Origin of the sequence: Massilia genomosp. 1, assembly GCF_011682185.1 — a bacterium.
Lineage (GTDB): Bacteria > Pseudomonadota > Gammaproteobacteria > Burkholderiales > Burkholderiaceae_D > Telluria_A > Telluria_A rubra.
Genome location: NZ_WHJF01000025.1, coordinates 57,284 through 76,537 on the forward strand (window position 1 = coordinate 57,284; position 19,254 = coordinate 76,537).

17 protein-coding genes and 1 pseudogene are annotated in these 19,254 nt (G+C 64.8%); 10 read left to right on the forward strand and 8 right to left on the reverse strand.

Annotated features, from left to right (window positions below):
- Positions 1–22: 22 nt before the first annotated feature.
- A complete protein-coding gene (locus F1735_RS11935) occupies positions 23–1,003 on the reverse strand; it encodes a LysR family transcriptional regulator (RefSeq protein ID WP_167237129.1) in 981 nt (326 codons plus the stop codon).
- 153 nt (positions 1,004–1,156) lie between these two features.
- Between F1735_RS11935 and F1735_RS11940 the strand changes: the two genes are divergently transcribed.
- Entirely contained in the window at positions 1,157–1,858 is a 702-nt protein-coding gene (locus F1735_RS11940) for a pirin family protein (protein ID WP_167237130.1), read from the forward strand.
- Between the two features lie 54 nt (positions 1,859–1,912).
- Here the strand turns inward: F1735_RS11940 and F1735_RS11945 are convergent, their stop codons facing one another.
- Positions 1,913–3,811: a hybrid sensor histidine kinase/response regulator gene (locus tag F1735_RS11945; RefSeq protein ID WP_229505729.1), complete on the reverse strand. Its 1,899-nt coding sequence runs from the start codon at positions 3,809–3,811 to the stop codon at positions 1,913–1,915.
- Between the two features lie 204 nt (positions 3,812–4,015).
- On the opposite strand from F1735_RS11945, the gene ribA reads away from it, so the two are divergent.
- The 3 genes from ribA (at position 4,016) to F1735_RS11960 (ending at position 7,315) form a co-directional block, all read left to right on the forward strand.
- Positions 4,016–4,660 (forward strand): GTP cyclohydrolase II, encoded by a 645-nt coding sequence (ribA, locus tag F1735_RS11950; protein WP_167237131.1) that lies wholly within the window; start codon positions 4,016–4,018, stop codon positions 4,658–4,660.
- A gap of 253 nt (positions 4,661–4,913) precedes the next feature.
- Positions 4,914–6,347, forward strand: a complete 1,434-nt coding sequence (locus F1735_RS11955; protein WP_167237132.1) for a S1 family peptidase — start codon at positions 4,914–4,916, stop codon at positions 6,345–6,347.
- Positions 6,344–7,315, forward strand: a complete 972-nt coding sequence (locus F1735_RS11960; RefSeq protein ID WP_167237133.1) for an FHA domain-containing protein — start codon at positions 6,344–6,346, stop codon at positions 7,313–7,315. The genes F1735_RS11955 and F1735_RS11960 overlap by 4 nt, the downstream gene beginning before the upstream one ends.
- A gap of 9 nt (positions 7,316–7,324) precedes the next feature.
- Here F1735_RS11960 and F1735_RS11965 read toward each other — a convergent pair whose 3' ends face one another.
- Positions 7,325–7,930, reverse strand: a complete 606-nt coding sequence (locus F1735_RS11965) for a YdeI/OmpD-associated family protein (RefSeq protein ID WP_167237134.1) — start codon at positions 7,928–7,930, stop codon at positions 7,325–7,327.
- Positions 7,931–8,021: 91 nt separating this feature from the next.
- On the opposite strand from F1735_RS11965, the gene F1735_RS11970 reads away from it, so the two are divergent.
- The 3 genes from F1735_RS11970 to F1735_RS11980 all read left to right on the forward strand — a co-directional run bounded on the left by F1735_RS11970 (position 8,022) and on the right by F1735_RS11980 (position 11,128).
- Positions 8,022–9,077 carry a sensor histidine kinase gene (locus F1735_RS11970; protein WP_167237135.1) on the forward strand — a complete coding sequence of 352 codons (1,056 nt, stop codon included), beginning with the start codon at positions 8,022–8,024 and terminating at the stop codon, positions 9,075–9,077.
- On the forward strand, positions 9,065–9,778 hold the full coding sequence (locus tag F1735_RS11975) for a LytR/AlgR family response regulator transcription factor (protein WP_167237136.1): 714 nt from the start codon (positions 9,065–9,067) through the stop codon (positions 9,776–9,778). Before F1735_RS11970 ends, F1735_RS11975 begins: the two co-directional genes overlap by 13 nt.
- Before the next feature lie 147 nt (positions 9,779–9,925).
- A complete protein-coding gene (locus F1735_RS11980) occupies positions 9,926–11,128 on the forward strand; it encodes an acyltransferase family protein (RefSeq protein WP_167237137.1) in 1,203 nt (400 codons plus the stop codon).
- A gap of 130 nt (positions 11,129–11,258) precedes the next feature.
- Here the strand turns inward: F1735_RS11980 and phaP are convergent, their stop codons facing one another.
- Entirely contained in the window at positions 11,259–11,924 is a 666-nt protein-coding gene (gene phaP, locus F1735_RS11985; RefSeq protein WP_167237138.1) for a TIGR01841 family phasin, read from the reverse strand.
- 389 nt (positions 11,925–12,313) lie between these two features.
- Between phaP and F1735_RS11990 the strand changes: the two genes are divergently transcribed.
- A complete protein-coding gene (locus F1735_RS11990; protein WP_167237139.1) occupies positions 12,314–13,042 on the forward strand; it encodes a hypothetical protein in 729 nt (242 codons plus the stop codon).
- Between the two features lie 23 nt (positions 13,043–13,065).
- On the opposite strand, the pseudogene F1735_RS11995 reads toward F1735_RS11990, so the two are convergent.
- The 4 genes and pseudogenes from F1735_RS11995 to F1735_RS12010 all read right to left on the reverse strand — a co-directional run.
- Positions 13,066–13,386: pseudogene (locus F1735_RS11995) on the reverse strand (ion channel); the annotation flags it as partial.
- Positions 13,387–13,446: 60 nt separating this feature from the next.
- Positions 13,447–13,998 (reverse strand): NADPH-dependent FMN reductase, encoded by a 552-nt coding sequence (locus tag F1735_RS12000; protein ID WP_167237141.1) that lies wholly within the window; start codon positions 13,996–13,998, stop codon positions 13,447–13,449.
- Between the two features lie 114 nt (positions 13,999–14,112).
- Positions 14,113–14,526: a hypothetical protein gene (locus F1735_RS12005; protein ID WP_167237142.1), complete on the reverse strand. Its 414-nt coding sequence runs from the start codon at positions 14,524–14,526 to the stop codon at positions 14,113–14,115.
- A gap of 233 nt (positions 14,527–14,759) precedes the next feature.
- Positions 14,760–15,398, reverse strand: coding sequence for an NAD(P)-dependent oxidoreductase (locus F1735_RS12010; RefSeq protein ID WP_167237143.1), 639 nt, complete (start codon positions 15,396–15,398; stop codon positions 14,760–14,762).
- Between the two features lie 248 nt (positions 15,399–15,646).
- On the opposite strand from F1735_RS12010, the gene F1735_RS12015 reads away from it, so the two are divergent.
- A complete protein-coding gene (locus F1735_RS12015) occupies positions 15,647–17,995 on the forward strand; it encodes a S8 family peptidase (RefSeq protein WP_167237144.1) in 2,349 nt (782 codons plus the stop codon).
- 65 nt (positions 17,996–18,060) lie between these two features.
- Positions 18,061–18,966, forward strand: a complete 906-nt coding sequence (locus F1735_RS12020; protein ID WP_167237145.1) for a LysR family transcriptional regulator — start codon at positions 18,061–18,063, stop codon at positions 18,964–18,966.
- Positions 18,967–19,254 lie beyond the last annotated feature (288 nt).

The window sequence follows — 19,254 nt, forward strand, 5'->3', positions numbered from 1 at the left end:
GGAAATCCCCCCTCGCCAACGTTTAGATCAATAAGCGAGGCGATTCACGCAAAATATCCGGGATGTCCTCAGCGGGTGTTGCAGATCCGCCCGGCAGAAAACCGGACAGTTGCGCGAACAGGCCGGGTAGCTGCATGCGCTCGCGCCACCAGCGCAGCGCAGCGCCCTCCTCGCCCACGCGCCAGGCCACGTAAAAGGTTTCGGCGGCGCGCACTTCCTCGACTTGTTTTTCTACCAGCAGGCCGCGTTCGATGGCCGGGCGGGCACACGATTGCGGCAAGAAGCCGAAGCCGAGGCCGGCCACCTGCAAGTCGAACTTCGCTTGCATGGTCGGCACCGTCAGCGCGTCCTGGCCCAGCAGCAGGCCGACGGTGCGGGCCGCCATGTTGCGGGCCGAATCGGCCACCACGATGGCGCGGTGGTGTTGCAACTGGCTGCGGCCGAGCGGCTCGGGCAGGCCGGCCAGCGGATGGTGGGGCGCGACCGCGAACACGAAGGGCATCGAGCCGATCGGGCGGGCAACGTAGCCGCCGCCGGCCGGGCCGTCGCCGGCCACGCCGACCAGCAGGTCGACGCGGCGGTCGAGCAAGGCTTCCCACGGGCCGGACAAGGTTTCCTGCACGATGCGCAGGCGGGTCTGCGCTGCCACCTGGTAAAAGGCGCGGATGTGCTCGTGCAGCGCCAGCACCGAAAACATGGAATCGATGCCGATGCCCAGTTCGGTCTCCCAGCCGGACGCGACCCGGCGTACGCGGTGCTCCAGGTCTTGCGCGGCCTTGAGCAGGTAGCGCCCTTCGGTGAGCAATTCGCGCCCGGCCGGGGTGAGCAGGATGCGCGGGCCGTTGCGCTCGAACACCTGCACGCCCAGGTCTTCCTCCAGCTTGGCGACCGTGTAGGAGATGGTCGAGGGCACGCGGTGCAATTCCTGCCCCGCTTTGGAGAAGGAACCGCGCCGGTCGATGGCGTCGATGATCAAGAGGGCTTCCAGGCTCAATTTTAACATTCGATTTTTTCGATCATAGAGGACGAAATTTTCCGTTTTTTGATTCGCTTGACGCGGCCTATACTAGCTTCATCGGTGCAGCGAAGGTGAAATTCACCCGATCAGGTGGATTCGAAATTATTGCACATTAACTCAAAAGAAACGGAGCATATCATGTTAGAAATTCGTCAAGGCGCGGAACGTGGCAACGCAAATCATGGCTGGCTGCAATCGAAACATACCTTCTCGTTCGGTCATTATCACGATCCGAAACACACGGGGTTTGGTCCGCTGCTGGTGATCAATGAAGACACAGTGGCGCCGTCGCAAGGTTTTGGCACCCACGGCCACCGCGACATGGAGATTATTTCTTACGTGCTCGAAGGGGCGCTGGAACACAAGGACAGCATGGGCACGGGCTCGGTCTTGCATTACGGCGATGTGCAGCGGATGAGCGCCGGCAGCGGCGTGCGCCACAGCGAGTTCAACGGCTCGGCGACGGAACCCGTGCATTTCCTGCAGATCTGGATCCAGCCGAACGTGACCGGCATTGCGCCGAGCTACGAGGAAAAGCACTTTGCGCCGGAAAGCAAAATCGGACAGCTGCGCCTGATTGCGTCCAGTGACGGGCGCCAGGGTTCGGTGCTGATTCACCAGGATGCCGCGATTTATGCGGCGATCCTGAATGGCGGCGAGGTGCTCGAGCACACGCTGGCCGAGGGACGCAGCGGCTATGTGCATCTGATCCGCGGCTCGCTGATGGTCAACGGCGTGCGCCTCAATGGCGGCGATGCCTTGAAACTGACGCAGGAGAGCGCGCTCAGGATCGAGAACGCCGAAGCGGCCGAAGTGCTGGTGTTCGACCTGCCGTATTAAGCCGAACCTGAGCCGAACCTGAGCCGAACCCGGTGTAGCGCGCCGGGCGGCCGCCTACGCGGAAAACGTGCGCAGGCGCTTGGCCACGTCGGCCAGCCGGTACGGCTTGGTGACCAGGTCGAACTGCGCGAGCCCTTCGCCGAATTGCTCGCGCAGCGCGGCGCCCATATAGCCGGAGGTGAGCAGGATGTTGAGGTGGGGCAGAAGCTGCCTGGCGGCCTGCGCCAGCGCCACGCCGTTCATGTCGGGCATCACGACATCGGTAAACAAGACCTTGATGTCGTGGTGCTGCGCCAGCAGGCCGATCGCCTCGGCGCCGCTGTTGGCGGCGATGGCTTCGTAACCGAGACTCTGGAACAGGGCCACCGTCATGTCGAGCACGTCGGGCTGGTCATCGACGATGAGCGCCTTCTCGAGTCCGGACGCTGCCGGCTCGACCCCGCCCTCCCCGGTTTCAGCCGGGAAATACAGCGACATGCAGGTGCCCTGGCCGGGTGTCGACGCGATCATGACGTGGCCGCCCGATTGCTGCATCAAGCCATACACCTGGCTCAGGCCAAGGCCGGTGCCTTTGCCGACCGGCTTGGTCGTGAAAAACGGTTCGAGGGCGCGCGCCGCCACCTCGGGCGGCATGCCGGTGCCATTGTCGCTGACCGAGACCAGCGCATAGCTGCCGCCGGGAAGCTGGCCGACCTCGTTATCGCCCAGCTCGACCTGGCGCGTCTCGAGCGTAATCGCGCCGCCGTCGGGCAGGGCGTCGCGCGAATTGATCACCAGGTTCAGCAGCGCCGATTCGAACTGCGACACATCGGTGCGGACCTTGCCGATGGGCGCCTTGCGGATCACGAAGGTGGCTGCGCTGGGAATCGCGCGCCTGAGCACGGCCTCGAAGGAGGCGATCACCTGGGACAGATCGAGCAATTCCAGGGTCAGCGGCTGCTGGCGCGCGAACGCGAGCAATTGGCCGGTCAGCGCGGCGCCGCGCTGGGCGGCGCGCTCCATGCTGTCGAGGATCTTGCGGTGCTGGACCGACTCGGCGGACGTCGCGCGCATCAGGTCGATACCGTTGCAAATGACGCTCAACAGGTTATTGAAGTCGTGCGCGATGCCGCCTGTCAGCTTGCCGATGGCTTCAAGTTTTTGCGATTGGGCAAGCGCTTCGCGGGTGCGCTCGAGCGTGATGGCCGCTTCGCGCCGCTCGCTGATATCGCGCGTGATCTTGGCAAAACCGATCAACTGCCTGGCCGAGTCGTACACCGGATCGATCACCACGTGGGCCCAGAACGTGGCGCCGTCGCCGCGCACGCGCCAGCCTTCGGTCTCGTAGCGCCCCTCGTGCTCGGCCGCCCAGAGGGCTTTTTCCGGCATCCGCTTGCGCTTGTCCTCCTCGGTGTAAAAGCGCGAAAAATGGCTGCCTTCGACTTGCGCCAGGTCGAGCCGCTTGATGCGGCGGGCGCCCTCGTTCCAGTTGGTGATGAGCCCGTCGGGCGACAACATATAGATGGCGTAATCGGTCACGCTTTGCACCAGCAGCCGGAACCGCTCTTCGCTGGCATGCAGCGCTTCGAGCGTGCGGCGCTTTTCGGTGATGTCGCGCGTGATCTTGGTGTATCCCAACAGAACATCGTCGGCCCCGAAAATGGGATCGATCACCACGCTGGCCCAGAACAAGGACCCATCCTTGCGCACGCGCCAGCCTTCGTCTTCGAACTTGCCGGTGGTGCGGGCGGCGTGCAGCGCCCGTTGCGGGAGCCCGCTGGCCCTGTCTTCGGGCGTGTAAAACGCCGAAAAATGCGTGCCGATAATCTCATCCGGCGTGTAGCCCTTGAAGCGTTCCGCGCCCGCGTTCCAGCTCACGACCTCGCCCTCGGCCGACAGCATGTAAATCGCATAATCGGTGACCTTTGAAATGAACAGATTCAGGCGGTCGGCCTCAAGATAAGATTGAGACATGGCAATTATATAAGCAAAAATACAATTGTACGCGCTTTTGTCCAGCCTGGATTTCCCATTGGAAGGTATTTCCCGGCGCTGGCGCGACCCTTCCCTGCCTGGCGCAAACGCCGCGCGGCGCTGCCGTTTAGAGCCCCTCGCCCAACGGTTGCCCGGGTTTTCCGCTACACTTGCGGCTACAGCAATAGTTTTGAGAACATCGCCATGCCCTCCCCTGCCACTGAAGAACTACTCGATTACACCACCTCCTGCGCGCTGCCCACCCCCTGGGCGCAGTTCACCCTGCACGCTTTTGTCGAGCACGCGACTGGCAAGGAGCACCTGGCGATGACCCTGGGCGACATCGGCGACGGCCAACCCGTTCTCGCGCGCGTCCACTCCGAATGCCTGACCGGCGACGTGCTGTTTTCGCAACGGTGCGACTGCGGCGCCCAGCTCGAAGGCGCGCTCAAGCGCATCGCCGAGGAAGGCCGCGGCATCCTGCTGTACCTGCGCCAGGAAGGACGCGGCATCGGCCTGGTCAACAAGATGCGCGCCTACCGCCTGCAGGAAGCCGGCGCCGATACGGTCGAGGCCAACCTGGCCCTGGGCTTTCACGCCGACGCCCGCAACTACGAGCTGTGCCAGCCGATGTTCGGCCATTTCGGCATCCATTCCCTGCGCCTGATGACCAACAACCCGCGCAAGATCGACGCCATGGAAAAACTCGGCATCACCGTCAGCGAGCGCGTGCCCCTGCTGGTGAACCGCAACGCCTTCAACAACAGCTACCTGAACACCAAGGAAGCCAAGCTCGGCCACATGATGACCGCGCTGGCCGTGCCGGTCGCGCAAGACGGCGAACTCTAAGAGCCTATCTCAGTAGATCGGGGGAAGCGGATGGCGATGCATGGCAAGCGCGGGCAAGGCGCGAGGAGGCCGCATGGCTAGCCATGCAACGACGAGGGTATTCCGAAGGAATACCGAGGCGGCACTCGCTTGCCAGGCGCGCCAGCAGCGACTCCGATCTACTGGGATAGGCTCTAAGGGAACCCCGGCGACGCGCAAATACGCTAAGCTGGTGGCAAGATAGCGGAAACAGTGCTTGCCACCGAAGGATTGCATGAAATTTGTCAATACTGCAGTGCTTGCTTATTGCTTCGCAGCACAGGCCATCGCGGCGCCGCCCGCGAAGCCTGCCGCGCCGCCCCGTCCGCCCGCTTCCCTGGCCATTCCCGCCGTCGTCGCGCCAGGCGCCCCGGCCGTGCTTGTACCCGGCGCCGCGCCGCCCGCCACGACCACGCCCACCCCCGACGTCGACGAGAACGCGGCCCTGCCGCCGCCCTCCTCGGCCGCGCAAAAAGTGTATTCCGCCGCCAAGGGCGACCTGTTGCAAATCCGCATGTTGCTCAAGAACGGGCGCAGCCAGTCCACCGTCGGTTCGGGCTTCATGGTCGGCACCAGCAACCTGGTGTTGACCAATTATCACGTGGTCTCGCAAATGGCGATCGACCCGGATGTGTACGTGGGCGAATACATCGATACCGACGGCAAGAGCGGCCCGGTCGAGCTGCTGGCCGTGGACGTGCTGCACGACCTGGCCGTGGTGCGCATCAACCGCAACGGCAGCGGCTTTTTCAATATCCCCGAGAAACTGGTGAAGCTGACCCAGGGCCAGTATTTGTATTCGCTGGGCAATCCTCTCGACCTCGGCTTCGCTATCTCGGAAGGCTCCTACAACGGCATCATCTCGCGCAGCTTTTACGACCAGTTGATGTTCACCGGCCCGATCAACTCGGGCATGAGCGGCGGCCCCAGCGTGACCGTGGGCGGCGACGTGGCCGGGGTGAACGTGTCGAAGCGGCGCGATGGCGAACTGATCAGCTTTCTGGTGCCGGTGCGCTACGCCCAGGAATTGCTGAAAAAAGTACAGGCGCAGGCCGGCAAACCCAAGGATTTCAATCCCCTGATCGGCGAGCAATTGCTGGCGCACCAGCGCGCCATGATCGACCGCCTGCTCGATTCGCCGCTCTCGCTCAAGACCATGGGGCCGTACCAGGTGCCGGTGCGCGAGTCGGAACAGGTGCGCTGCTGGGGACGATCGAACGTCAAGGCCGAAGCCACCTTCAACGCCGACACCATGGCCTGCGCGATGGAGTCGGCCATTTTCGTATCCGACTCGCAGCAGACCGGACACGTGTCGATGACGCACCAGTACGTGCGCTCGGCCATCCTGGACCCGGTGCGCTTTGCGGTGCTGGCCTCGACCCTGTTCAAGACCGATAACCTGGGCAGCGCCAAAGACACGCGCCTGACCGGGCCGATGTGTACCGAAAAATTCGTCAAGACCAGGTCGCTGCCGCTGCGCGCGGTGACCTGCGTGCGCGCCTACCGCAAGTTCGCCGGCCTGTACAACTTCACCCTGCTCACCGCCAGCACCGACGACGCCCGCGCCACCTTGCAGAGCCGGCTCGACGTGTCGGGCGTGTCGTACGAAAACGGCTTGCGCACCACGCGCGCCTTCCTTGAAGCGCTCTCGCGCGGAAACAACAAATGAAGGCGCCCTACTTCATCGAAACGCTGGCGCGCAACGGCGACGTGCTGCACCGGCACCAGGTCGACGCGCTGCCGATCCGCTTCGGGCGCGGCTACGACAACGACTTCATTCTCGACGACGCCTTCGCCGCGCCGCGCCACGCCGTGCTCGAAGCGGGCGACGAGGGCCAGGCCGTGCTGCGCGACCTGGGCACCAGGAACGGCGTGGTCCACCTGGGCAAGCGCAAGGACAGCCTGGTGCTGACCGGCGACACCGTGATCCGCATCGGCCACACCACCCTGCGCGTGCGCGGGGCCGACTTTCCGGTCGGGGCGGAGATGGTCGACCGCACCATGCACGGCTGGGAGGGCGGCATTCCCGGCGTGGTCGGCCTGCTGCTGACCGGCGCCTTTGCGCTGGTCACCACCCGGCTCTCCGACACCCAGGCGTTCCAGTTGATCCGCTACCTGCTGCCGCTGGCGTACGGCATTGGCATCGGCCTGGTATGGAGCGGCGCGTGGGCCTTCGCCAACCGCCTGTTCGGCCGCCACGCGCGGCTCGGGCGCCACCTGTTCATTTTCGGCTGCGGCCTGACGGCGGTGCTGGCCTACAAGCTCGGAGCCAGCGCCATCGCCTATGCGTTTTCGCTCGAAGCGCTCACCGCCTACAGCGCGCATGTGGCCATCGTCATCGTGGCCGGCGTGATCTTCTTCCACCTGGTGACGGTCAAGCCGCACCAGAGCCGGCGCTTTGCGCTGGCCTGCCTGATCATGGCGCTGGTCGGATCGGGCCTGACCCTGATCAGCAACCAGCTGCGCACCGGGCGCGTGGCGGACGAACTGTTCATGTCGGTGCTGATGCCGCCCTCGACGCGCGTCAGTCGCGATCACAGCGTCGACGAATTCATGAGCGACGTCGCCACCATGAAGGCCAGGCTCGACGCGGAGCGCGGCAAGAAGATCAAGGGCGACGGCGGCGACGACGATTGACGCGGAGCTTCAGGTCTTTTTGGCCATCAGCGGGTGCAGCATCTCGCCGCGCGCCAGCATCGCCGCAAAATTGGCAATGTGGCGCGCGCGCGTTGCGGGCTTTTTGGCGGTCTGGATGCGAAACAGCATCGCGTAGCGGTTCTGCGAATTGAGCGTGGCGAAGAACTCGCGCGCGCCGGGGTGCATATCGAAGGCCGCTTCCAGCTCGGGCGGCACTTGCGCCGAACTGGCGGGCGCGTAGGCGGCCTCCCAGCGGCCATCCTGTTGCGCGCGCACCACCTCGGCCAGGCCGGCCGGCTGCATCTTGCCCTCGGCGATACAGGCGAGCGCCTTGGCGCGGTTGACCTGCGACCAGATGCTGCGCGCGCCGCGCGGCGTCCAGCGCTGCAGCCAGTAGTGCTGGTCCTCGGCTTTCTTCTGGCCGTCGATCCAGCCGAAGCACAGCGCCACTTCAAGCGCTTCCTGGTACGACACGGTCGGCTGCGGCGCGCCCTTCTTGGCGTGGCGCAGCCATAGTCCGCGCGAGCCGGCGTGGTGCTCGGCCAGCCACTGCGCCCATGCGGCTTGCGAGGCGAACGCGCGCGGGGTGGCGTCCTGCGCCAGTGCTGCCTCCATCTTGCCTCTCCCGATTCTTTGACATGAACCACAGAATACGCAATCATCAGCGCTTCGACCAGCCCCCCGCCTCGCACACACCCGCCTGCTTATGCGATTACAACGTTCCACCATCGTCATCGGCGTCGCCTGGCTGCTGTTCTGGTCATTGCTGGTATCGGTCGCGATCGAAGATTACCTGCGCGACGGCGGCACCAGGCTATGGCAGCCGGTGCTGTGGGAAAGCTCCTCCATGGTGACCGCATCCTTCTTGCTGGCGATCCAGCGCCGCTTCACGCGCCGCTACGACTACCTGCTGGCGGCGCCCTGGCGCTGGTTCGGCCTGCAGGCGCTGTTTTTGCCGATATACTGGGTCGCCTTCGTGCCGATTGCGTTCGGCATCCGCCATGCCGTGTATGCGCTGGCCGGGGCGAGCTACGAGCACGAAGGCTGGGTCGCGACCTTTGTCTACGAATCGCTCAAGCTGTCATCGTTCATCGGCCTGTTCACGGTGATGGTGTTCGGCATCCTGTCGTACCAGCAGCTGCTGGAAGAAAAGCTGCGCGCCGAACAAGCCAGCGCCCTGCTGCGCCAGGCGCACCTGCAACGCCTGCGCCAGCAGATGCAGCCGCATTTCCTGTTCAATGCGCTCAACACCATCTCGTCGCTGATGCACACCGACCTCGCGCGCGCCGACGCCACCCTGATCGAACTGGCCGACGTGCTGCGCGCCACGCTCGACGTGGGCGAACTGCAGGTGGCGCCGCTGGCGACCGAACTGCGGCTGGTGCGCGGCTACGCCCGCGTGATGGAAGAGCGCTTCGCGGAGCGCGTGAGCATCGCATGGCGCATCGACGACGCCGCGCTGGACTGCCAGGTGCCGGTGATGAGCATCCAGCCCCTGCTCGAAAACATTTTCAAGCACACCGTGGAAAAACGGCGCGAGACGGTCCGCATCGTCATCTCGGCCAGCCGCCGCGACAAGCTGCTGGTGGTGACGCTGGACGACGATACCGGCACGCTGGCGCCGGGCGCGCCGCCGGGGGTGGGCCTGTCCAACCTGCGCGAGCGCATGGCGGCGTTGTATGGCGACAGCGCCAGCCTGGAACTGTCGCCGCTGGCGCCGGCCGGGGTGAGCGCAACAATGACCGTGCCATGCGCATCCTGATCGTCGACGACGAGCGCCCCGCGCGCGACAAACTGCGCCACCTGCTGGAGCGGGAAGACGGCGTGAGCGCCCTGCTTGAAGCGCGCGACGGGGTCGAGGCGATGCAGAAGATCGCCGCGTTCGTACCGGACGCGCTGTTCCTGGATATCCAGATGCCCGAAGTGAACGGCCTTGAACTGGCCGCCTCCTTGCCCGCGCCGGCGCCGCTGATCGTTTTCGCGACCGCCTTCGATCAGTATGCGCTCAAGGCGTTCGACGCCAACGCCATCGATTACCTGCTCAAGCCCTACGACCAGGCCCGCCTGCGGCGCGCCATGCAGCGCCTGCACGAACGCTTCCAGGCACGCTGTGCGCAAAGCCTGCCCCCCTTCGCCGGCGAGCACGCGTTGCGGCAGTTGCTGGTGACCGAACGCGGGGTCACGCGCGTGATCCGCGTCGACCAGATCGGGTGGATCGAAACGGCCGACAATTACGTGATCCTGCACACGGCGGGCCATCCCTTGATGCGCCAGACGCTGGCCGGGCTGCTGGGCAAACTGGGACCGGGCTTCATGCGCTGCCATCGCCGCGCGGCGGTGCAACTGGCCTGGGTCGAGCGGGTCGAGGCGCTCGACAAGGGCGACTGCGAACTGGTGCTGCGCGACGGCGCGCGCGTGCCGTGCAGCCGCCAGTACCGGAGCGCGGTGATGGATCGCCTGTAAGTAAGTGCGCATACATTCTTGTAATTTCTGCACACTTACTTAGCGCCACGCGCCGTTTCGCCCCACCGTCATCCCGGCTCGCCACATTCCTGTGGCGTGCCGGCCGGCCTTGATTCACGCTCGGTTTTTTTCACCTGCGAGCGCGCCATGACAACTTCTCCCGCCCGACTCTGGTTTCTCGACTGGGTCCGCATCATCGCTTTTTTCGTCCTGATCCTTTACCACGTCGGCATGTATTACGTGACGTGGGACTGGCATGTCAAAAGCCCCTTCGCCAGCCACGCCATCGAACCGCTGATGCTGCTCTCGTCCCCGTGGCGACTCGGCCTGCTGTTCATGGTGTCGGGCGTGGCCTCGAGCCTGATGCTGATGAAAACCGGCGCCGCGCGTTTTTTGGGCCAACGCAGCGTGCGCCTGCTGGTGCCGCTGGTGTTCGGCATGCTGGTGATCGTGCCGCCGCAGGCCTACCTGGAAGTGGTGGAAAAATTGGCCTACCAGGGAAGCTACACCGACTTCATGCGCCTGTACCTGCGCGCCTACCACGGCTTTTGCAAGGGTGACGATTGCCTGGACCTGCCCACCTGGAACCACCTGTGGTTCGTGGCCTATCTGTGGGTGTACACCGTGGTGCTCGGCGCCCTGGTGGCGGCGCTCGGTGGAAGGGTCGACCGGCTGGCCGCGCGCGTGGCCGCCTCGCTGGTGGGCTGGAAGATCATTGTGCTGCCGTTCGTGGCCCTGGCGATTGTGCGCCTGTTGTTGCAGCCCTACTTTCCGACCACCCACGCGCTGGTGGACGACTGGTTCAACCATGCGAACTACGTGCTGTTGTTCCTGCTGGGCGCCACGCTGGCCCGGGCGCCGCAGTTCTGGCCGCGCCTCGAGCGCTTGCGCTGGAGCGCACTCGGCATCGCGGCGGCCTGCTGGGCAACGCTGACCATCTGTTTCGGGCTGCCGGACAGCTTGTTCATTGCGCAAGCGCTGGAGCAGATGTGGAATCTGCAGCGCATCGTGTACTCGCTGTTCTCATGGAGCGCCATCGTTGCCGTATTCGGTTTCGCGTACCGTCACCTGAACCGCGACAGCGCCAACCGGCGTTATCTGGTGCAGGCGGTATTCCCCGTCTATATCATGCACCAGACGCTGATCGTCGTGATGGCGCATGCAATCGCGCCGGCCAAGCTCGCGCCCGTCATTGAAGCGCTGGTGTTGATCGTGCTCACCCTGTGCCTCAGTTTTGCCGTCGTCGAAGTCGCGCGGCGTGTACGCGTATTGCGGCCGCTGTTCGGCATCGCCCCCGTGCCGGCGCCCGCAAAGACCGGGCGCCGCGCGCAGGAAGTGATGACGCAATGAACAAGGTCACGACGCACCAAATTGCCGGCGGGGGCAACAAGCCCTCCCCGGCAACGGTCTTGCTCATTCCGGCCGGCCCTGTGCCGGTCAGGCGCACCCCTCGCGCTTATGATTGGTGATGTTTTGCTGTTCAGGAAGTCTTGCCGGTGCTGGCGCCACCCGATTTGCTACCCGTGCTGGCGGACTGGCCTGCCGGCGACGCGCTGCTGCCTTGCATGCTGCCGTGCTGGTCGCTCTGGCTGCTGCCTGCCGAACCGCCCTGCGCGCTGCCGCTCTGGCCGTTCTGCATGCTGGTGCTGCCGCGCACTTCGGTGCTGCCGTTACCGCGCCAGGCGCCACCCTGTTGCGTGAACGGATCGCTGAACTTGCGCATGTTCTCCTGCTGGTTTTGCATGCTGCGTTCGGTTTCTTCGGAAGCAACGCGCGCCACTTCATCTGCCAGGGCGCGCGCCGTGCGGGTGGTTTCCTGCACGTGCTGCTCGGTCACGCGGGCCAGTTCGACCTGCGCATCGGCCGCCACGCGCGCGATGTGCTGCTGGTAGGCGCGCAGTTTTTCGGTGGCGGGCTGGGCGCGCGAGGCGGCAGCGCTGATCACGTCGGTCTGGCGGTCGGCCGTCAGGATTTGCTGGCTGGTCATGGCGGTTTCTTCCAGCAAGGTCTGGGTCAGCTGGATGTTCAGGGCACACAGTTGCTGGAACGAATTGAACAACGATTTCGACATATCGTTGAGGAAGGATACCTGTGCGTCGAGGTGGGTACGCACAGCAGGAGTTACCGATTGCGAATATGGAAACATGTAGTCCTCTTTTATGTAATGAATCAAATACAAGAAGTTGCGGCGCGGCGATAAGCGGCCTTGTTCAGCTGACCTTTATCGCGCCGCCGCAGCGCATGCCTGGTGAAGACTGTTTGTCGCCAATCAAAACGATGCGCCAGATCGTCTTCAGCACGAGTCACTAGGCTAGGGGACTAACATCTTGTGGGTTTGATATATATCAAACGTGTTCAAGTCGGCAACGTTTCCAACTGCTTTCTGTCTTGAAATGGTGCATTTGTGCTGCATCGCACCAAAAGCATGCCCGTCCCGGCCGGAATATCCGGCCGGGACGGGCTGGCAGTGGCTTGCGGCGGTGGCCCGAAACTTGCTTGGATGCATACTATTAACCAAACAAGGGAGCGTTGACGATGCTGCTTAAAAACGACTTGCTCCATTACCCGGCGCAGGCGCGCACGGTCCGCATTTTGTGGATCGACAGCGCCGCCAGCGTTGCCTACACCTTCGACGTGGGTGTGAAAGGCGCGCATCCCGAGCTCGCGCCGCTGCATTGCCTGCACGCCGACCTGGGGGCGCGGCGCGCGCAACTGATGCTGGTGGACCCGTATGCGGCGCGCGCCGATCCGTCCCTGCTGCCGGCGCGCCACCGCCAGGTGCGCGACCGCGCCTGGGCCGTGGTGCAAGACTTGATCGCCGACGAACCGGCCATCTACCAGGCGCGCCACCGGGGGCGCATGGTGATGGCGCAAAGCGCGCTGCACGGCGTGTCGCACCCGTCCATCTACCGCTACCTGCGGCGCTACTGGGAGCGCGGCCAGCATCCCGATACGCTGCTGCCGGATTACAAAAACTCCGGCGCGCCGGGCAAGACGCGCGGCTCCAGCGCCGGCGTCAAACGCGGGCGCCCGCGCAAGGCCGGCACTCATCCGGGACTGAACGCCGACGACGGCATCCGCCGCACCTTCCACGCCGCCGTGGCGCGCTACAGCGCCACGCACGCGCAGTTCTCGCGGCGCGACGCGTACCGCCAGATGATCGAGGATTTCTTTGATCCGCACGAGGCCGACCGCTTGCCGACCTTCGGTCAATTCAATTACTGGATCGAAAAGGATGCACCGGGCGCAAGCACCTCGGCATAAGCCGGCGCGCGGGACGACGCGGCTTACCCGGTCGTCTTGTCGTAGTCGCAGGCCGGCAAGGATTCGCCGCAATCCTTGCAGAACTTCGCATCCGGCTCGTGTCCTTCGCTCAGGCACGACGGACAGGTGCGCGTGGTCGGGCGCCAGTGCATGCGCTGCGGCGTCAGGTCGCCGTAGCCGACCGTGGTCATGGTCACCGTGGCCCAGTACATCGCCATCGGAATGCTGGTAAAGCCGTTTTTCGGTCCCTCGACGACGTACATCACGGTACCCACAATGAGCACCGCCATCATCACCACCGACAGGAACACGAGGATCTTGCGCCCGCTGGCGCGCAGGGCGCGGCGGTCGTGGTGCCGGCAGGGTAGCACGGACGCGGGACGCCGGGCGGCGCCCCGTTTCAATTAGTCGGCGTGGCGTTCAACCCAGACCGCGAAGGCGTCGACGAACTTCTGCAAAAAGGCCTTGGTGCTGTCGTTGGTGAGGTTGTCGCCGTCGTACTGGCTGGCGATATTGGCCAGGTAGGCTTCGGGCTGCTGCATGGCGGGCATGTTCAGGAACACCAGCGACTGGCGCAGGTGATGATTGGCCCCGAAGGCGCCGAGCGCGCCCGGCGTCACGCTGACCACGGCGCACGGCTTGCTGCCCCAGGCGCTCTGGCCGTACGGGCGCGAGCCGACGTCAATCGCGTTTTTCAGCGCGGCCGGTACCGAGCGGTTGTATTCGGGAGTGCAGAACAGGACCCCGTCGAATTCCTTGAGCTTGTCGCGGAACTCGGTGTAGACCGGCGGCGGCGCCGCGTCGTCGTCCTGGTTGTACAGCGGGAGCTGGCCGATCTCGATGATCTCCATTTCCAGCGTGGGCGGCGCCAGCAGCATCAGGGTCTTGGCGACCTTGCGGTTGAAGGAGTCCTTGCGCAAGCTGCCAATGATGACGGCGATTTTTCGTGAGGCCATGGTGGTCCTTTCGGGGATGGTTGCTTGGTGCGTGAGTTGATTGTAAATCTTAACAATTTTTCCATTGGCGCGGGGAGTTTCGCCACGCTCGCGTGCCTGGCCCCGCCCACGCGATCAACACAGTGGGACGATCGGCAGGCTCAACACCCACATGACACACACAAACAGCATCATCTGCAGCAGGCAGACGGCACCGAAAATGGCAGGGTACTGGCGTGATTTTCTGTACCCGGCCAACACGCCGATCGTACACAAGCCCGGGATCCAAAAGCCATCGGCGGCACTGAGCATCCAGGCGGTCGGACGCGGCACAGAAGGGCCAAAGGATTCAAGCACCATCTGGTAAGCCGGAATATAGAAAGTGCCGAACAAGCCCAGTGCAAGGCTGAGCAAACATGCCAGCATGGCCAAGGCATACGACCTTGGCGGATTGGCCGGTGCGGGCGGTGTCGCCAACTGGCCACGTTTGATCGAGAAGCACAGATACACCAGCCAGCCTGCCAGCGCGCACAAGAGCACGATGAACATAGCGAGCCGCGAAGGCGGGATCACCGGGGGATCACCCCAGCATGCGCATGCGAAGGCAGTCGATGGGCACAGCAAGGCCGGGAGCCACCTGTACAAACCCATTGGCAAACTCGCTTTCAGATCACATTGAAGCGGACAGTGTACCTTCTTTGCGAGGCAACCATGCTGGCCGGACGTCGCGGCCGGACGTCGCGGCAGGACGTCGCGGCCAGCGCTGGGGCGGAAAGCCGAACTTAGTAGGCTGCGGTAAAACGCTGGCGGCGGTGCGCCGGCTGTTCCAGCTCGTCGATCATGGCCACCGCGTAGTCTTCCACCGAAATGGCGCTGTTGCCGGCGCCATCGACCAGCAACTGGTCGCCGCCGAGGCGGAACACGCCGCTGCGCTCACCTGGCGAAATCATCGCCGCGGGACTGAGCATGGTCCAATCGAGCGAGGCTTCGTCGCGCAGCAGATTGAGCGCCTGGCGCGCGCCTTCCGCGCTGGCGCGGTACGCGTCCGGGAAACCTGGGGTGTCAAGCAGTTGCACGCCAGGCGCGACCTTGAGCGAACCGGCGCCGCCGACGACCAGCAGGCGTGGCGCGCGCGCCTCCTTGGCGGCGGCGATGATGTTGCGCACGCCGGACAGGTAATACGACTGCACATCGCCCTGGGCGTGGCCGCTGAAGGCCGACAGCACGGCGTCGGCGCCGGCCAGTTGCGCGGTGAGCGCGGCGACGTCCATCACGTCAGCCTTGCGCGCCGTCAGGCGCTCGCGCGCGGCCAGCTTGTCGGGACGGGTCGCCAGCGCGGTAACGGCATGGCCGCGGTTGAGTGCTTCATTCAATAAGGCTGTGCCGATGAATCCGGTAGCGCCGATCAAAACGATGTTCATTGCAATGCTCCTGCTGTGGGGTTGGTATGGGGAGCATCATGCCAGCAAGCATTGATCAGACAAACAGTGTCTTGCGCATTTCATTGTTACCGTTTTCTTATCAATGTAGCGGACTGGGCAATTTGAAGGCGGCTTGCGCTGACGCAAAGCGGACGCTGGCATAACGCCGATTATCGACAACACGCCTGACCGGGCGCATGAAACCGTGTCGTCGCGCGGTGCGGGGCGCCACCCACAGGAGGCACAGCATGGACAAGCATAGCAGTCTGCAAGGCAGGACAAACAGTGCGAGTTACGACCGGCCGCGCGTGGTCGTGCGCTTTCGCGAAGGGGTGCGCCTGGCCGACCGTCCCGACCTGGGCGAGCAGATCGAAAACACCGGCATCGGCCCGTGGCGGCGCCTCCTGGCGCAGTTCCCCGACCTGAAACTGAGCCCCGTCTTCACCGTGCTCAAATCGGACGACCTGCGCGAACTGCAGCGGCGCGCGGCCGCCACGGACACGTCCTACCGGCCGGCCGATTTCAACACCTTCTATTATGTCGACGCGCCGCCCGATACCGACCTGATCGAACTGGTACGCACGCTGCTGCGCTGGAACAGCGTCCAGACGGCCTACATCGACCAGGGCGGCCCCGACCCCGCCGTCAACGCGGCCAACGATCCGCGCTCGGTCAACCAGGGCTACCTCGATCCTTCACCGGACGGCATCGACGCCGAATACGCGTGGACCTTTACCGGCGGCGACGGCGCCGGCCAGCGCTTCATTGACCTCGAACGCGGCTGGACGCTCAATCACGAAGACCTGGCCGCGCACGGCGCCACCCTGCTGCACGGGACCCTGCTCGACACCTCGCGCGCGCACGGCACCTCGGTGCTCGGCGAAATCTGCGCGGTCGATAACGCGATCGGCTGCGTCGGCATTGCGCCCAACATCGCCTCGGTCGATGTGGTGTCCTTCCACGGCAGCACGCGCCCGAACGCCGTCATCGCCGCCATCACCCACCTCGCCTTCGGCGACACCTTGCTGCTCGAAGCCCAGGTCGCGCTCAACGGCACCGCCCTGCTCGGCCCCATCGAAGCCTATGATGCCGAGTACGAGGCGATCCGCCTGGCCACGGCGCTCGGGATCATCGTGGTCGAAGCGGGCGGCAACGGCACCAATAACGGCGGCACGCCGGCGCTGAACATGGATACCTACACCACGCTCGGCGGCCAGGCCATCTTGCACCGCGATCCGGGCAATCCGCAGTTCCGCGATTCGGGCGCGATCATCGTCACCGCCGCCAGTTCAGCCGCGCCGCACACGCGCCTGGCCTACGGCCCGCACGGCAAGCGCATCGACTGCTATGCCTGGGGCCAGGGCATCAACACCTGCTCGTCGAACGACGCCGGCTCCACCACGGCCTACACCACCGGCTTTTCCGGCACCTCGGGCGCCTCGCCGATCGTCACCGGCGCGGCGCTGGCGGTGCAGGGGCGCGCGCAGGCGCAGCTGGGTTACCGGCTCAGTCCACGCCAGATGCGCGCAGTGCTCAGCGACCCGGCCACCGGCACCCTGCCCTCGGCGCTCGAAACCACCCAGATCCGCGTCATGCCGAACCTGCGCAAGATCTTCGACACCTTCTTCAACGCCGGGCCGGACGTGTACCTGCGCGACTTCGTCGGCGATACGGGCCTGCCGCACACGGGTCCCATTTCGGCCAGTCCGGACATCATCCTGCGGCCCACGCCCGTGCCCTCGCCGCAGGCCAGCTTCGGCGCCGGTAGCGGCACCGAAAACAATGCGGGCCTCGGCTACAAGGCCGAAGCGGGCCAGGACAACCATATTTATGTGCGGGTGCTGAACCAGGGCGGGTCCGCCGCCGTCAACGTACAGGCCACCGTGTACTGGGCGCCGGTGGCCACCCTGATCACGCCGGACCTGTGGAACCTGGTCGGCAGCACGGTCCTGCCGAATGTGCCGAACGGCGAGCAGCTGACGGTATCGAACGCGCTGGTGTGGGCCAAGGCCGGCATTCCGGCACCGGGCCATTACTGCTTCGTCGGGCTGGTGGGAACAAGCGGCGACCCGGCGCCGGGACCGGCCGACTTCCTCAACTTCGATAACTTCCGGCGCTTCATCCGCGAGAACAACAACGTCACCTGGCGTAACTTCAACGTCGAAAACAACGACCCGGACGTCGACGACCCGACGCTGCCGCGCGGCTTCAAGGCGCTGGCCTTCCTCGCGCCCGGCGCCCCGGACCGCGCCCGCAACATGGCGCTGGAAGTGGTGGCGCGCCTGCCGGAAGGCGCGCGGGCAGTGCTGGAAGTGCCGCTGGTGTACTTCGAGATGCTGCGCGAGCGCCGCCAGTACGGGCGCGTGAAGATCGACAGCGAGCGCCGCGTGGCCTTTTTGGCGATCAATGCGAGCGGGTACACCGCTTTCGGCGAGGTGCCGTTTCCGGCCAAGTCGCGCATGGCCATGCGCCTACTGGTCGAGATCCCGGAGCAGTACCGCGAACGCACGTTCCAGGTCTACGTGCGCCAGTTGTTCGAGCGCGAGGAAATCGGCAGGGTTACCTGGCAACTGGAGCCCAGGCGCGAGGGCAATTGATACGCCGGGCGTCATGGACGATAATGGATTGTTGCCCAGTCTTTATCACACTCCTTATCAATGCCATGACGTCCCTCGACCAGATTGACCTGAACAGCCTGACCATCTTCGACGCCGTCGCCGAAGCGGGCAGTTTTACGGCGGCGGCCGAGCGGCTGGGCGTGGCCAAGGCCAGGATCAGCGTGCAGATCGCGCGCCTGGAACGCCAGCTGGGCGTGTCGCTGTTTACCCGCACCACGCGCCAGGTGGCGCCCACCGAGGCCGGGCGCGCGCTGCATGCGCAGTGCCAGCCTTTGCTGCGCGCCCTGTCGGACGCGCTGGCGCAAGCTGGCAGCGACGAGGGCGAGTTGTCCGGCATGCTGCGCATCTCCAGCACGGCGCTGCAGGTGGAACACTCGATCGGCCCGGCGCTGGTGGCGTTCATGGCGCGCCATCCACGCATCACGGTCGATGTGCGCACCGCCGACAAGGTGGCCGACATGGTCGCCGAAGGCATCGACCTGTCGTTTCGCATGGGCTGGCTGCGCGACTCGACCCAGCGCGCCATCAAGCTGGGCGAGTTCACGCAGCATGTGGTGGCGTCGCCGGCGTACCTGGAGCGGCGCGGTTATCCGGGCACGCCGCAGGACCTGGCGCAACACGACTGGGTGGCGCTGTCGCTGATGCGCACCCCGCTGACCTGGACCTTTGCCGGGGCCGATGGGGTCCAGGCCGTGGCGCATACAAATTCGCGCCTGCAGGTCGACTCACCCGCCGCGCTGCTGGCGCTGATCGAACAAGGCGCCGGCGTGACGGTGATGGAAGGGCAAACCCTGCGTACGAGTTTGAAGGCGGGCACGGTGGTCGAACTGCTGCCGCAATGGTCGCTGCCGCGCGGCGGCATGTACGCGGTGCTGCCGCCGGGACGCCAGGCGCCGGCGCGGGTGCGCGCGTTCATCGAGTTCTATCGCGAGTTCTTCAACGCTGCTTGAGCGACGCAAGCGGCAGCGCGCCGCCACTTTGGGATGAGTCGGCAGCGCATTGTGCGGTATGATTTATCACGCGTTTTTCTAATCGGATAGGTATTATGAGTAAAAAAGATGAAATAGTGCAGAAAATGGCCGACGTACTGCTGGAATTCATGACGTTGACCGTAAGCGATCCATCAACCCCAGACTGTTCAGGAAGTCACGCCGCTGGTTAAATCGGGGGTATGCAAATCCTTCATATTCCACGGCAGCAGCGCCGCTACATCATCCACGGTTTTCGCCGCCGGCAAG